Annotated in this window: 14 protein-coding genes; 3 read left to right on the top strand and 11 right to left on the bottom strand. The window is 45.2% G+C overall.

Annotated elements, in window-relative coordinates:
• The first annotated feature begins 16 nt into the window (after positions 1–16).
• A complete protein-coding gene (gene hypE / locus AB5123_RS08135) occupies positions 17–1,024 on the top strand; it encodes a hydrogenase expression/formation protein HypE (protein WP_038670360.1) in 1,008 nt (335 codons plus the stop codon).
• Positions 1,025–1,258: 234 nt separating this feature from the next.
• Here hypE and hemL read toward each other — a convergent pair whose 3' ends face one another.
• From hemL to AB5123_RS08185, 10 genes are all read right to left on the bottom strand, one after another.
• On the bottom strand, positions 1,259–2,518 hold the full coding sequence (gene hemL, locus AB5123_RS08140; RefSeq protein WP_337812115.1) for a glutamate-1-semialdehyde 2,1-aminomutase: 1,260 nt from the start codon (positions 2,516–2,518) through the stop codon (positions 1,259–1,261).
• Position 2,519: 1 nt separating this feature from the next.
• Complete coding sequence (gene hemB, locus AB5123_RS08145) at positions 2,520–3,488, bottom strand: porphobilinogen synthase (RefSeq protein WP_046441174.1); 969 nt, start codon at positions 3,486–3,488, stop codon at positions 2,520–2,522.
• 13 nt (positions 3,489–3,501) lie between these two features.
• Entirely contained in the window at positions 3,502–4,962 is a 1,461-nt protein-coding gene (gene cobA / locus AB5123_RS08150; protein ID WP_337812114.1) for a uroporphyrinogen-III C-methyltransferase, read from the bottom strand.
• Positions 4,959–5,819 carry a hydroxymethylbilane synthase gene (gene hemC / locus AB5123_RS08155; protein WP_022287095.1) on the bottom strand — a complete coding sequence of 287 codons (861 nt, stop codon included), beginning with the start codon at positions 5,817–5,819 and terminating at the stop codon, positions 4,959–4,961. Before hemC ends, cobA begins: the two co-directional genes overlap by 4 nt.
• The gene (locus AB5123_RS08160) at positions 5,816–6,436 is read right to left on the bottom strand and encodes a bifunctional precorrin-2 dehydrogenase/sirohydrochlorin ferrochelatase (protein ID WP_337812113.1); all 621 of its coding nucleotides are present in this window, start codon (positions 6,434–6,436) and stop codon (positions 5,816–5,818) included. Before AB5123_RS08160 ends, hemC begins: the two co-directional genes overlap by 4 nt.
• Positions 6,437–6,438: 2 nt before the next feature.
• On the bottom strand, positions 6,439–7,551 hold the full coding sequence (hemA, locus tag AB5123_RS08165; protein WP_337812112.1) for a glutamyl-tRNA reductase: 1,113 nt from the start codon (positions 7,549–7,551) through the stop codon (positions 6,439–6,441).
• Positions 7,548–8,099 carry a DUF3877 family protein gene (locus tag AB5123_RS08170; RefSeq protein ID WP_038670373.1) on the bottom strand — a complete coding sequence of 184 codons (552 nt, stop codon included), beginning with the start codon at positions 8,097–8,099 and terminating at the stop codon, positions 7,548–7,550. The genes hemA and AB5123_RS08170 overlap by 4 nt, the downstream gene beginning before the upstream one ends.
• 63 nt (positions 8,100–8,162) lie before the next feature.
• Complete coding sequence (locus tag AB5123_RS08175) at positions 8,163–9,083, bottom strand: LysR family transcriptional regulator (RefSeq protein WP_022287091.1); 921 nt, start codon at positions 9,081–9,083, stop codon at positions 8,163–8,165.
• Between the two features lie 131 nt (positions 9,084–9,214).
• Positions 9,215–9,784 carry a restriction endonuclease subunit S gene (locus AB5123_RS08180; RefSeq protein ID WP_038670375.1) on the bottom strand — a complete coding sequence of 190 codons (570 nt, stop codon included), beginning with the start codon at positions 9,782–9,784 and terminating at the stop codon, positions 9,215–9,217.
• Between the two features lie 5 nt (positions 9,785–9,789).
• Complete coding sequence (locus AB5123_RS08185; protein WP_337812111.1) at positions 9,790–10,851, bottom strand: WYL domain-containing protein; 1,062 nt, start codon at positions 10,849–10,851, stop codon at positions 9,790–9,792.
• Between the two features lie 369 nt (positions 10,852–11,220).
• On the opposite strand from AB5123_RS08185, the gene AB5123_RS08190 reads away from it, so the two are divergent.
• Positions 11,221–13,236: an AAA family ATPase gene (locus AB5123_RS08190; protein WP_368364688.1), complete on the top strand. Its 2,016-nt coding sequence runs from the start codon at positions 11,221–11,223 to the stop codon at positions 13,234–13,236.
• A gap of 214 nt (positions 13,237–13,450) precedes the next feature.
• Here the strand turns inward: AB5123_RS08190 and AB5123_RS08195 are convergent, their stop codons facing one another.
• Complete coding sequence (locus tag AB5123_RS08195; RefSeq protein ID WP_022287084.1) at positions 13,451–13,813, bottom strand: hypothetical protein; 363 nt, start codon at positions 13,811–13,813, stop codon at positions 13,451–13,453.
• Between the two features lie 92 nt (positions 13,814–13,905).
• On the opposite strand from AB5123_RS08195, the gene AB5123_RS08200 reads away from it, so the two are divergent.
• Entirely contained in the window at positions 13,906–14,361 is a 456-nt protein-coding gene (locus AB5123_RS08200) for a hypothetical protein (protein WP_278635040.1), read from the top strand.
• The last annotated feature ends 683 nt before the right edge of the window (positions 14,362–15,044 follow it).

The raw sequence follows: 15,044 nt of genomic DNA on the forward strand, positions 1-15,044 counted from the left end.
GAAAAGAGGAATAATTATGACAGATAAATTTGTTACCCTTGCCCACGGCGCAGGAGGAAAGCAGACTTCCGAGCTTATCGACCGTGTTTTTAAGGAGCATTTCGCTAACCCTGACCTGACCGCCGACGATGCGGCCGTGCTTTCCATGGAAAAGGGCAAGATAGCATTCACCACAGACGGCTTTATAGTTTCCCCATACGAATTTGCAGGAGGAAATATCGGCAAGCTAAGTATTTGCGGCACTGTGAACGACCTTTCCTGCATGGGCGCAAAGCCTTTGTATCTCTCCTGTGCTTTCGTTATCGAGGAGGGCTTTCCAATGGATAAGCTTGAGGAGATAGCCGCCGCCATGGCAAAGACCGCTAAGGAAGCAGGTGTCGAGATATGTGCAGGTGACACAAAGGTGGCAGGAAAAGGTCAGGTAGACGGCGTTTTCATTACCACTACGGGCATAGGCAGGATAATGGACAACGCCAACACCTCAGGCAAGCTTGCTAAAGCAGGCGACGCCGTTATAGTGTCAGGTGATATCGGCAGACACGGCTGTACCATACTTTTAGCTCGTGACGAGTTCGGCATAGAGGCAGACGTAACAAGCGATTGTGCACCCCTCTGGGCAAACGTAAAAGCCATGTTCGACGTTACAAACGATATCCACGTTATCCGTGACGCAACAAGAGGCGGTGTAGGCACTGTTCTTTACGAGATAGCAGGTCAAAGCGGTGTGGGAATAACCCTTGATGCTGAGAAAATACCGGTGGCAGACGAGGTGAAAGGCGTGTGCGGTATGCTGGGCTTAGAACCATTGTATCTTGCCTGCGAGGGCAGACTTGTTATATTCGCACCAAAGGACAAAGCAGAGGATATCGTTTCTGCCCTTAGAAAGTGCAAAAACTCAGAGAACGCCGCTGTCATAGGCGAGGTCACAGAGGATAACGCAGGCAGAGTTGTAATGAAAACAGAGATAGGCTCACAGACCCTTCTCCCACAGCCTGGCGGAGAGCTTCTCCCTAGAATTTGCTGATATAAAAAATATTCTGCATAACACGTTGGCACATTGTAGGGGCGAACAGCGTTCGCCCGCCTGATTTTCTCGCAAACTTATGTTGAAAGCCGCATTTGGGAATATTGAGCCAAAAATTGCGTGGATATCATGAGTTTGTCAGGCAAACAAAACGGGCGAACACTGTTCGCCCCTACATATATGGAATATAAAAAACGGAACTGTTCAGCTTGATTTGAACAGCTCCGTTTTTTGTTATCTGTAAGACTCTATCGCCTCAATAGTCTTTGCTATATCCTCGTCACTGTGAGCAAAGGAAACGAACATTGCCTCGAATTGCGACGGTGCAGTGTAAATGCCGCTTTGAAGCATATGACGGTAGTATCTGCCGTAGCTTTCCGTGTTGCAAGCCCTTGCCTCATCATAGCTTTTCACTCTCTCGTCATTGAAAAATACCGTCATAAGCGAACCACAGCGATTCACGTTCAGACCCTTTTCCCTTATGGCATTCTCTATCATAGCCGACTTTCTGTCAAGCTCCTCATAGAAGTTTGGTATGCTTTCTATCTGCCTGATAGTTTCTATTCCTGCCGCCACTGCGCATGGGTTTCCCGACAGCGTGCCTGCCTGATACACAGAGCCTAGTGGTGCAACGCACTGCATTATCTCAAGCTTTCCTCCATAGCAGGCAAGTGGCATTCCTCCGCCCACTATCTTGCCAAGGGTAGTCATGTCAGGGATAACTCCGAAATATTTTGAAGCTCCCCCATCTGAAAGCCTGAAGCCCGTTATAACTTCGTCAAATATAAGCACAGTGCCGTGCTTTTTCGTTATCTCTCTGAGAAATTCAAGAAAGCCCTTTTCAGGCGGAACAACGCCCATGTTTGCGGCGCATGGCTCAACGATAAGTGCGGCTATCTCGCTGCCGTATTCCTCAAAAAGCTTTTCCACAGAAGCAGTGTCATTGTACTTTGCAAGAAGCGTGTCCTTTGTGCAGCCCTCTGTCACTCCTGCACCCGATGGGATAGCCTGCGTCATAAGTCCAGAGCCTGCCTTTACAAGCAGTCCGTCCGAGTGACCATGATAACAGCCCTCGAATTTTATTATCTTGTCCCTGCCAGTATATCCTCTTGCGGCTCTTATTGCACTCATGACAGCTTCCGTACCTGAGTTTACGAGCCTGAGCATTTCCATAGACGGAAAGTGCTTTTTTATAAGCTCAGCCAAGGTTATCTCGCCCTTGTGGCAAGCACCGAACGTAAGCCCCTTGTCGCAGGCGGCTTTCACAGCATTTATCACAGGCTCACAGCAGTGACCGAGAATGTTCGGCCCCCATGAGCATACATAGTCGATAAACTCGTTTCCGTCCTCGTCCCATATCCTTGACCCTTTCGCATGGTCGATAAAAAGCGGAACAGTGCCAACCGCCTTGCAGGCTCTGACAGGGCTGTTCACTCCACCGGGCATAAAACCGCAGGCAGTTTTGTAAAGCTGTTTAGACTTAGCAGTGTTCATGTCAGTTGTCCTCCTTTATCCATTTTGCGGCGTCAAGAGCATGGTATGTTATGATAATGTCCGCACCTGCACGCTTTATAGCAGTGAGATTTTCAAGAACGATACGCTTTTCGTCTATCCAGCCAAGCTGTGCCGCCGCTTTTACCATAGAGAACTCACCGCTTACGTTGTATGCCGCAATCGGCAGATCATATCTGTCCCTGGCGGCTCTGAGGATATCAAGATAGCAAAGCGCAGGCTTCACCATTACCATGTCAGCCCCCTCCTCGATATCGTCCTCTATCTCACGGAGAGCCTCACGTCCGTTGCAAGGATCCATCTGATATGACTTTCTGTCGCCAAAGCATGGTGCAGATTCTGCGGCGTCACGGAACGGAGAATAATATCCCGAAGCAAATTTTGCACTGTATGACATTATAGGAATATCAGTAAGAGCATTCTCGTCAAGCGCCGCCCTTATTGCCGCAACTCTGCCGTCCATCATGTCGGATGGTGCGATAATATCAGCGCCGGCCTTTGCAAGGCTCACCGCCATTTTGCACAGAAGCGGCAAAGTGCTGTCATTGAGTATCTTGTCGCCCTTTACAACTCCGCAGTGTCCGTGGCTCGTATATTCGCAAAGACAAACGTCCGCAATAATAAGTAGGTCAGGATAATGCTCTTTGATGTATCTTATTGCCTGCTGTGTAACGCCCTTGTCATTGTAAGCCTCCGTTGCAAGCTCGTCCTTTTTCTCTGGTATGCCGAAAATAAGCAAGCCCGATATACCGCTTTCTGCTATCTGCGGCAATATCTGCTCCAGATTGTCGATAGAATACTGATAAACTGTTGGCATAGAGTCAACAGGCTTCATGATGTTATTGCCCTCTGCCACAAAAATCGGGTAGATAAAGTCTGCCGCATTTAATCTTGTTTCGCAAACCATTCTTCTCATTGCTGGGTTTGCCCTTAATCTTCTGAATCTTCGCATTTTTATCTTCCTCTCACTTATCTGAAAGTATCTTTTGTATTATTCCCTCTGCTGTGCTTTCTGTTGGAAGCAGAGGGCCATTTATACCGTATTTTTTAAGCTCTGCCGCCGTCACTTCGCCTATGGAGATACACTTTGTATTCTCTGATAAGCTTCCTCCGCCACGGAAAAAGCTCCTCACTCCGCCTGCACTGGCAAACACAGCGTAGTCATCATCTATCTTCTCGCCTGTGCTGTAAACAGGCTCGTAAATATGAACATCATCAAAGTTCAGCCCTTTTTTAGCCAATGGCTTAACAAGCTCCGCTGACCCCTCCGAGGAGCGTACTATAAGAAGCCTGTCCTCACAAGTAAGAGTGTCCGAGAGCGTATTTCCAAGAGCCACGCTGTTGAATTTTTCAGGCATTATGTCTGCATAAAGCCCAGCCTTTTCAAGCTTCGCCCCAGTGCCTTTGCCTATGACAGCTATCTTCACTCCGCTTAGCTTTCTTATGTCAATACGGCTTTCTCTAAGCCTCTTCAAAAATATCTCCGCACCATTTGGACTTGTAAGAGCAACATGGCTGTAAAAGCCCTCTGAAAGCCGTGAAAAAGCTTTTTCCGTGACCTCATCGTGCAGCTCCCTAAGCTCAAATCCGCCGCAGCGGTGAGCATATGCCCCCAGGGCATTGAGCGATTTTATAAGCCGCCTTGAAAGCCCCTTTGTGGCAGTGACGGCTACAGAAACTCCATACAATGGAGGCAGGTAGGTAGGCGAAAAGTCAAGCCCGGCGGTTTCTCCAACTATTATCACAGCAGGCGCAGGCAAACCCTCTCTCTTCACCTTTTCAGCAATGTCGCCAAGACAGCCCTTTACAGCCCTCTGCTCAGGTGTAGCCCCCTTTGATATCACCGCCGCAGGAGTATTTTTGCCCATGCCGTTTTCAATGAGCCTGCCTGCTATCTCAGGGAGATTTCTAAGCCCCATAAGAAAAATAAGCGTTCCTCCGCATTTTGCATAGCTTTCAAAATGCTCTGGGAGCAGGTCGTTCGCAGTGTGACCTGTTATAACATGAAAGCTCCTTGAAAGTCCCCTGTGGCTCACCGGTATACCTGCAAGCTCAGGCACTGCCACCGAGGAAGTCACCCCTGGTATAAGGCTGTATGGTATGCCTGCGGCTTTGAGTGCAGTTATCTCCTCACCCCCTCTGCCGAACACAAAAGGGTCGCCGCCTTTTAGCCTGAGAACAACACCGCCCTCTGCGGCTTTTTCCACAAGAAGTGCGTTTATCTCCTCCTGCGTGGAGCTGTGTCTGCCTGCACGCTTTCCAACGCATATTTTCTCCGCACCGTCCTTGCAGAAGTCAAGCAAACGGCTGTCTATAAGGCTGTCATATATCACCACGTCACAGCTTTTCAGAGCCTCATAACCTCTCATTGTGATAAGGTCATAATCTCCACAGCCTGCCCCTGCTATTATAACTCTGCCGCTCATAGCTTATCAGTCAGCTCCTTAACAAGTTCAAATCTTTTTTCTATCTCTTTTTCGCCCTGAGCAAAATGCCCCTTGCCGTCTGAAACAGTGAGAGATATCTTTTCCCCATTTATCTCGCTGTATGCCCCCACAGGCACAGTGCAGTCCGCACCCAGAAGTCTTATCACCTCACGCTCGGTTTCAAACCTGAGCATAGTTTCCTTGTGTGATACCTGCGAAATTATCTCAGCCGCCTTGCTCTCCTTTGCACATTCCACTGCAATTATAGCCTGACAAGGTGCAGGCAAAAGTTCCCAAGGTTCAAACTCTTTTACCTCGTATTCCGAAAGGGAAAGTCCCAAACGCTCCGTTCCTGCCGCACAAAGTATTATGCCGTCATAAAGCCCATCAGAAAGTTTTTTTAGGCGTGTACCAACATTGCCTCTTATATCAGCAAACTTTGCGTTAGGATAAAGCCTTGCAAAGCCCCCGCGTCTACGCTGACTTCCTGTGCCAACAGTGAAAACATCACAATCGTTAAATACAACGCCTTTTTTGGTCACAAGCATATCACGATAGTTCCCACGAGGGCAAACTCCCGATATCTCCAGCCCCTCGCCCAGCGTAACAGGCAAGTCCTTTGCACTGTGTACTGCAAAGTCTATCTCTCCGCTTTGCAAAGCCTGTTCTATCTCCGTGACGAACACACCCTTGCCGCCTATCTTGTCAAGAGGTCTGTCAAGCTGTCTGTCGCCCTTTGTGGTGAAGGTGACTATCTCGGTATCACACTCAGGAAAAGCCGCCTTTATCATGTCAAGTACCATATAAGTCTGCGCCATTGCAAGTGGACTTTTTCTTGTGCCTGCTCTCAGTTTCATTTTCGCTCCTTTATCATCTCTATAAGCTGTTCCTCTGTTGGAAGCACGTCACTTTCAAGGCATTTTTTCAGAACCTCTGCCATAGCCTTTTTCCTAGCCTGCTCCGTGGATATATTTTCAAGGGCATAGTCACGGACTTTTCCCATGACCTCGCATATATCCCCAAGTCTGCCCTCTGTCTGCGATTGGATCGTCTTTCTCAGGTGAGAAGCAAGGGTAGGGCTTTTTCCGCCTGTTGAAATGCCAATGCAAACGTCCCCCTCTGTAACAATGGCAGGGAAGAAGAACGTACAGCTCTCAGGGTCATCAACTGCGTTGCATGGAATGTGCCTTTGCCTGCAAAGCTGAGAAATGTGCCTGTTTACACCGCTGTCCCCTGTGGCAGTTATCACAAATGTACTGCCGTCTATGTCGTTGTCCTTAAAAGCACGCTCAAAAAGTGTTATCATGCCCCTGCCTGCAAGTTCTCTTATCTCACCGCAAGCTTTTGATGCCACCACCTTTATTATAGGCGAAAAGTCAAGAAGCTTTTCGAGTTTTCTCAAAGCTACCTGTCCGCCACCCACCACGAGGCATGGCATATTCTCAATATTCGCAAAAAAAGGAAAGTATGGCATCGTCATTCTCCGTATTCTTTTATTACTTCTATAACCTTGCCGAAAGTCTGTGAATCAAGCTCCGACTTTAGTCTGAAAAACAGCTCTTTCGCCGAAACCTCGCAAAGTCTTCTGTCAAGACACTCAAACTGCGGAAGAAAATCATGGAACATAAGCTGCTTTTCAAGCTCGTCAGTTTCCTCTTCTATGATAAGCTTCGACCTCTCCACGCTGTCAAGCTTTTTGAGATTGTTTTCTTTGGCAAGCTCCGTGAAAAAGTCCATGTCTATAAGCCTGGCCCCTGCAAGCTTTTCCACGGCAGGGTCAATATCTCTCGGCACTGCAAGGTCTATAAAAAGCTTGTTTTCATTATCACTGAGCATATCCGCCGTAACAGTGTAGTGGGGGCTTGAAGTCGCCGAAATTATGCAGTCACATTCGCCAATGCGCTCATATCTCTTTTCGTATGGTATAAGCTCAAGCTTTGGATCGTCTGAAATATATTCCAGTGCATTTCTGTGGGAACGTGCCGTCGCAATAACAGTTACGTTCTTGTATGAAAGAAGATTTTTCAAGACCAGCGAACCTATCTCTCCGCTTGCTCCAAGAAGCATCACCCTGACATTATCCTTATAATGTGCCGCTTCCTTAGCCGCAAGAGTAGCCGTGGAAACGGAAGTCTTTGAAAGCTCCGTCTCCGTCTTTATTTTCTTCGCACAAGCGATAGCCCCTTGAAATATCATGTTCACCTCAGAGGAAAGCCCAATGCGTTCCCTTGAAAGATCATATGCACGGCGAACCTGTCCAAGTATCTCGTCCTCACCTATGACCGCTGATTCTATACCGCATGATACGCTGTAAAGCCTTTTTACTGCCGTCTTGTCTGTGAATATCATGACCTTGCGTTTGAGCTTTGCGATCTCCACTCCGCTTTGTTCACAAAGAAGCCTTATGCCCTCCTCAGGTGTTCCGCAAAAGTAAAGCTCCGTCCTGTTGCAGGTGCAAATAAGCACAGGTGAAAGGTCCTTTACGTCAAAAAGCAGCTTTTCACACTGAGCGCTGTCAAATGTGAAAAGGCTGCGAAAGGCTTGTCCGCAAAGCTTGTGATTTACGCTTATGCAGGTGAAATTTTTCATTTTTCTGTGTTATCTCCTGACTTTTCGGGATAAAGTGCGTCATAGTCAAGCTTGGTGAATCTGTGATATGTTATGCCGCCCAAGTCGTCCTGTAAACAGTATCGGCAGCCGTCAGGCTCTCCGTCTGGAAAGTATGCAAGCAGGTCAAATTCATCGTCAGGTGCAGCAGTTATAACAGCGTTCTTATTGTACTTTCTGAATATCTCAGCCGCTCTTTCAAGAGAACACCCCTCTTTTACCGCTCCGATAAACTCCACAAGAAACGGGCTTGCCTCCACCTTTTCGTGGATAGCCCTCACGCTCTCCTCTGATACCGTAACAGCTATCCTGCCGTCCTGAGCAAGCGAAGCCTTGCATGAAAGTATCTCGCTTTTGTATTCGTCTATGGCTTTTATCATTTCCTCAGTCGTAAGCTCGCCCCCTGTTATGGCATTGAGTGAGTCAAGAGGATAAAAAAGCGTCACCGCATTAGGGGTAAACCCAAGCTTTATCTGCGACTCTTTTATAGTATCGGTTATATTCTGTTCAAGCTTTATAAGCTCTGTCATGAAAATTCTCCTTTGTACATAATTCCTATAGGCTTTGTATGCTTTTATAATATCACATATTTCTCATGTTGTCAACCTTGTTTCCTCGCCTATATATTTTTTCAGTGCATTGATATAAAATTCCGTCAGTGGATTAGAAAGTACCTTTTTGTGAGTAACTATGCCAATGCGCATCGACCCCTCCGCTTCAAGGGGAACAGCTACGATATCACTGCCGTTGAGCTTTTCGTCAATAACGCCGCTGCAAATGGTGTAGCCGTTAAGACCGATAAGAAGATTAAAAAGGGTCGCACGGTCACGGACGCGGATATTCTTTGGTCGTTTTATGGTGCTTAGTATCTCCTCCGAGTAGTAGAAAGAGTTGTATTCCCCCTGCTCAAAGGATAAATAAGGGTAGGGGAGCAGGTCGTCAAGGGTCACCGACTTTTTCTGCGCAAGGGGATTTGCAGAGCCTACAAAAACGTGTGGCTTTGCAGAAAATAGCTCCGTGAATTTAAGCTCTTTGGACTTTATCTCCTTTGAAAGCACAGGCTCGTTGAAATCGTTGAGATAGAGTATGCCAAGCTCGCTTTTCATTCTCGCCACGTCCTCGATTATCTCGTGGGTCTGCGTCTCACGAATGCTGAAATCATATTCATCTCCGCCAAACTCTTTTATAAGGTCAACAAAAGCGTTCACCGCAAAGGAGTAATGCTGAGTGGATATGCAAAACTGCCTTTTGCCGTGTTGCTTTCCGCAGTATTTTTCTTCAAGAAGGCTCGCCTGTTCAAGCACCTGCCTTGCATAGCCCAAAAAGACTTCACCCTCTTTTGATACCGTTATGCCCTTGTTTGTGCGTATGAATATAGTGATATTCATTTCCTTTTCAAGCTCACGGATAGCGTTGGTAAGACTAGGCTGAGAAATAAAAAGCGACTGTGCCGCCTCGCTGACAGTACCTTTCTCCGCCGTAGCCACCACATATTTAAGCTGCTGTAAGGTCATATCTCCACCCCTTTTCAGATATATCCTTATTATATAGCGTATTTATGAAATTTTCAAGTGGAAGAACGCTTCCAAACAATATAAAAGATCCGCACAGCGACACTCTTTTGTACGCAATGCGGATCAATTTTCTATCTCATCATCTCTATATCCTCATAAAGCCCCTCTATATCAGCTTTAAGCCGTCTTATCTCATGAAGACGATGTCGGTATTTTTCGCCGATCTCTCTCTGCTCCTCCATAGTCGGCAAAGGTATCTCACACTCTTTCAACCCCTTTGTGTGCAATATCCTTAGTACCTTTCCGCTGCGACAGCCGTCAAGCATAGCCTTTCCCTCTGCCGATGAAAGATAAGCCGCAATATAGTAAGGGTCAGCCTTCTCCTTGTCAAGTCCTATCCTTATCAGCGTGGGTGAAACAAGAAGCTTTCTGTCCCCCATATCGCCTGCACATATCACCTTGAAATTCTTGTCCGTGGTAGAAAGTATCACATCTCCGTCCTTTATGGCATATTTCTCAAAACGCTTGCTGTCATAAACTATCTCAATGCAGTTTTCCGCAATAACGCCGTCGTCAATGTCCACAAGCCTTAGATATTCGCATGGCTTAGTAAACTCATTGTCCGAAATATAGCTCTCCGCCATAAGTCCATGACTTATCTCCTTTATGATATCTCCGAAATTAACTGTATTTACATTCATTTTAGTCACCTCTCTTGATTTCCATACATCTCAGACAATGCCGAGATCTCTTCTTTTACAATATCCACAGCCCTCTTTGGCGAGGTCAGCTTCACAGCTTTTCTGTTAGCTATCGCCCAGCGTACAGCCGTCTGGATATTTGCCCTGAACGTCACGTCATAGATATCGTCATTATCTATGACCTTATTGCAGGTGAACTCATTCCCGAATGTATCAAGCACAAGACTTATGTCTTTCTTTTTTATGTTGATATGTACACGCTCCACAGTCCCGTCAAGCATATACCTGTTAAGATTTTTGTATTGCACAGGCTTTAGATCCCTCGGAACATTGCTAAGCGTCTTTACATCTCTCATAGAGCCGTCCTCTTCGCAGATACTCGCCTTTAGGATCTTGTCTATCCTGAAATGACGAAGATCATCGTAACGAACATCACTTGCAAGGAGATAGTAAAAGCCGTCTGCCATAACGATGCCATAAGGGCTGAGCATAACACGTTGAAGCTTTATACCGCTCTGTGGGTCGCTCTTAGTGAAAAGCTTGCCGTTCTTGTCATAATCGCTTATGGTAACATCAAGCTTCCTGTTGGTGTTCATAGCCTCTTTGATATTTTCTATCACCAAAAAAATGCTCTTGTTGCCATAGTGAAAGGTCTCTCTGAGATTGGCTTCCTTGCTCTTTGTGTTACCCGTAGATAAGATGTTTATCTTTTTTATCAGATCCCTCACATAGTCCGCAGGGAGCATTGGCGAGTATATGATGCTGTCTGCCAGAAACTCATATTCCTCAGCGGTGATGTCAGAGGCGTAGTAAATATCTGTGATGTATTTTTTATCGCTTTTATCATCATCATCGTTGTCATTGTCTGCGATGAAAACATTGCAGCTTTCATCGCCTATTATGCTCTTTAAATGCTGAGCCACCGTCTTGCGGTTAGGCTTTATGCCAAGCTTTTCCTCAAGATAACCGCAGATCTGCTGCTGAGTAAGGGGGTGCTTTTCGTCACTGTGTTCTTTGAGTATCTCAATGATCTTGTGCGAAAGCATATCTGTTTTTGTATATGACATTTTTGCCCTCCTGTTCTGTGATATCTTTCTTTCAATATATCACTTTTGCTTTATTTTGTCAATTGTGTGCCGCTAAGTTTTTGTATCATAAAAGGATACACCACCTGCTTTAGCACCTAACAGGCAGCCTGTGCCCGAAATCCGCCGTCAGCATATTTTTCTCGCCGCCATTTCTGCGGTGTATATCTTGCTCTTATCCATTGTATCAAGTCCTTTCTTTTTGTGTTGCTCTTATCATATCACCCACCATGGGTAAAATTTCGGATATTAAAAACTTCCGCTATGTCCACATTTTTGAACATTCCGGGTGCTATAATGCAGATACAGACGAAAAACAAGAATGAGAAAAGACCACGGAGGCGGATTTTTATGCGTTGTTACAGAGCAAGATGTATACTTGAAGAGTCTATTATCAGAAGAACAAGAGATAATGAAGAAGAGTACGATACATTTTTTGATGAGAAAAACCAGCTTATAAACGAGTTCAATGAAATGGCACGCACCATGTCCAACAGAAACTGTGCCTTTATATCAAGCGCCGTAAAAGATCAGGCGACCATAGGGGTAATGATGACAGACATTGAAGCCGACGTGAAAGCCTATGTAAAGAACTTCTTTTCATTTATAAAGCTTGAGTGCGTGGATATAAGCTTCGAGGAAATAACAGTGGAAACGTTCAAAAGAATGATCCCCAACGGCTATCATGATAATTTCAAGTTCGATGAAGACCTGTTGAATGACTATGAACTGGACGACCTGTTCAGTAACTATAGAAGATCGTACATAAACGAAAATATCACAAAGTCCATTGATAAAAAAGACGCTCTCGCCGTAGCAAAAAAATATCTCTGCTCAGATACCTTTGAGCCTGAGCTTAAGAGAATATTCAGAAAGAACAGCGTCGGTGTAACAAAAGGCATACCGGTACATTATTTGGTCCAAAGCGATAATGCCCATAGGCTTGCCGATACCCTTGTAAGCTCCCTGTATTCAAATAACAGACTAGGCTGTGCAAGATATACCGTTCTCGACCTTTATAATTTATCAGCCCGAAGCTCAGATATCCGTGAACTGTTCCGTGTTTGCAGCGGCTCTACTATCATAATGAATTGTTGTGGTTTAAAGTGTACCAACAGCGATAATTGTACAGCCGATGAAACTATCCCCGATATTATATTTGACCTCATCAATGCCTACAAAAACGAGATACAGTTTATTTTTACCTTTTCAAATGACGGACCTTCTCTCCCTGACGCTGTGGAAGAAAAGCTCGGCGCTATCACATTCGTGAAGCTTGCGGACGATACTGTAGAAAACGAAGATGCACATAAATATCTCAGAAAGCTTTGCAGAGAAGAGAATACCTCCTGCGATAAAGACCTCCTTTCCCTGTGCGCAAAGGATACCCCATATAGAGCAAGCGAGCTTATGGGTATGTACGATACTTGGTATTCAAATGTCCTGAAAACAAAAATCTATCCCCAGTATTCAAACTTCAAAAAGCTCTATGACAGGGAAGAAGCCAAGGAGATAAAAGGCTCTGCCTACAGCGAGCTTCAGGAGCTTATCGGACTTGATTCCGCCAAGAGCGTTATCGAAAAGGCGATAACATATTCAAAGGCGCAGAAAATTTTTGCCGATAAGGGCATGAAAGAAAGCCGAACAGCCATGCATATGGTGTTCACAGGCAACCCCGGCACAGCAAAGACCACAGTTGCAAGGCTGTTTGCAAGAATACTCAAAGAAAATGGCGTGCTTTCTAAAGGCGACCTTATCGAGTGCGGACGTTCCGACCTTGTTGGAAAATATGTTGGCTGGACAGCCGTTCAGGTGAAGAATATGTTCAAGAAAGCTAAAGGCTCAGTGCTTTTTATCGACGAAGCCTATTCCCTTTGCGATGACCGCTCTGGCTCTTATGGCGACGAAGCCATAAACACTATCGTGCAGGAAATGGAGAACAACCGTGACGATATGGTAGTCATTTTCGCAGGCTATCCAAAGGAAATGAACGACTTCCTCGACCGCAACCCTGGCCTGAGATCAAGAATTGCGTTCCATGTCAATTTTGAGGACTATACCGCCGAGGATCTTCTTAGTATCGTCCATCTTATGGCTAAAAACAATGAACATAAGCTTGCCGACGACGTTGATGAAACGCTCCTGCCTTTTCTTGAAAGGGTCTGCAAGAAGCCGAATTTCGGCAACGGCAGATTTGCAAGAAATCTTATAGAGGGAGCACTGTTCGGTCAGGCACTCAGGCTCACAAGACAGAATTTCAGTACCATGACAATGGACGATATCGTGACCCTAAAAGCCCGTGACTTTGACCTCACCGAGGACGATACCCTCGAAGAAGAGCCAAAGCATATAGGCTTTAACAGATAAAGATATGAGTATAGACCAACAGACCGCTATATCCCCGACCTGAACACCGCCAAGTGCTTCAAACGGCATTATGATAACGAAAAGTTTCTTTCCAAAATAAGAAATAAGCTTGTCTATGAAATGTGGCTCTGCGGACATTTCCATTTAGATCGTACTGTGGGCAACGTGAGATTTCTCTATGACGATATCTATGAGATAAAATAAAGCGCAGGCACTATGGAGCATACGCTCTGTAGTGCCTGCTTCCGTCATTTTTGACCCTCACAAAATCAAGCTCATCAAGCCCGAACAGCCTTGTAAGCTCCGCCAACATCTCCTCACTGTTCAGCGCAGGATTAAGATATATCACAGCCTTGCCGCCCTTTATCTCCACTCTGCCCCGAGGATAATAATTGTACTCTTTCCCATGTGTTACGTTTTTCGGCAGTCCCTCCCAGGTCAGCCTGTGATTGAAATTATCCCCCGACTTTGAGTTAAGTCCACTGCCGTCACCAATAACATTTCCCGATTTGTCGCACTCTAACTTCTTTGTATATAATTCACCCTCGATAAGCCAGAATATTCCCTTGTATATCATATTATTCACCTCAATATGATAATACCGTTTCCTATGTCCAAAATTGCACACATAGGTTGAGATATTATAATATCAGTGAAAGGGGCGATACCATGGTAACATCAAAATCAGTTGAAAAGAACAACGAAGAATGGTACAACAAAACCGTGCAGATATTTGAACGCTCATACCGCACAGACGCAAGCTTTGTGATATCTCACATAAAGTCTGCTCAGAAAAAGTTCACCTGCCAAGGCTATCTTATCACAGCCGCAAAAGGGAAGCCCCTCAAAGTCTTTTCGGGCGAGAGTGAAGCCGTAGAAAAGCAGTTGCAAAACAGTAAGATGCCATATTCACAGCTTATCACAGTGCAAAATAACAGGTCCTTGCAAAATGCCTATATAGCCTATACCAAGGATAAACAAAAGCTCACAGAAGCCCTGAACAACAGCGGCTTCACCGCCATAGAAGATGTGGACAGCTTTATGTCAGACTATGATAAAGTAATGATAAGAGTTGCCGAAAACATCTCACAACGGCATTTGTTCGACAGCATAGGACTATGGTAGGGAGGTGACAACATCGTGACGATCCCCTGCGAGCGAAGCCCACCAGATTTGGTGTGCTTGACTAAAAAATCCCCGCCCTTGACTTCCACTTTATGAGTACGGCTGTCTTTAGGAACATTATTAAGTTTGAGATATTGTCATCAATTTGTACGAGTGTAAAGATAATCTTCCATATTTGATATAAGTAACAAACTTCTATTAAATCGTTATCGTCGCTTCTTCATATCTATTGCTATTTTCGGAGCATTCAATTCTGACGGTCAGTTCTGTTCACCTTCTCTACTTTCTGCATAGATTCCTATTTTTAATTGCAGCTCTTGATTTGTATGGCGATCGTATTATTGCTTAAGGATCTAATTTCCAAGTTATTTAATATCGCTTTTCAGTTCACAATAAGCAACTTTTTCATTATTATAAAACATATAAAATCTTTCTCCTTTATTGAAGTCAATATTGCGATCTGATATAGGAATGGATTTTATATTAGCGTCAAAAGACTCTGATGATATAAATTTAACATCTTCTATCGAAACACAAAAAGTATGTGAAATAGGCTTATCATTTATATCTACAAAGCAAATAGGGAAAATTCGTTTTTCTGAAAACAAGGCGCTGTAAAAAAAGCGCAACAAAGCCCGTGGATTCCCTCGATATGGAAGCCCACGGGCTTTAATATATCACAC

Origin of the sequence: Ruminococcus sp. RTP21204st1_B2_RTP21204_210225 (assembly GCF_040914135.1) — a bacterium.
Classification (GTDB): Bacteria; Bacillota; Clostridia; order Oscillospirales; family Ruminococcaceae; genus Hominimerdicola; species Hominimerdicola aceti.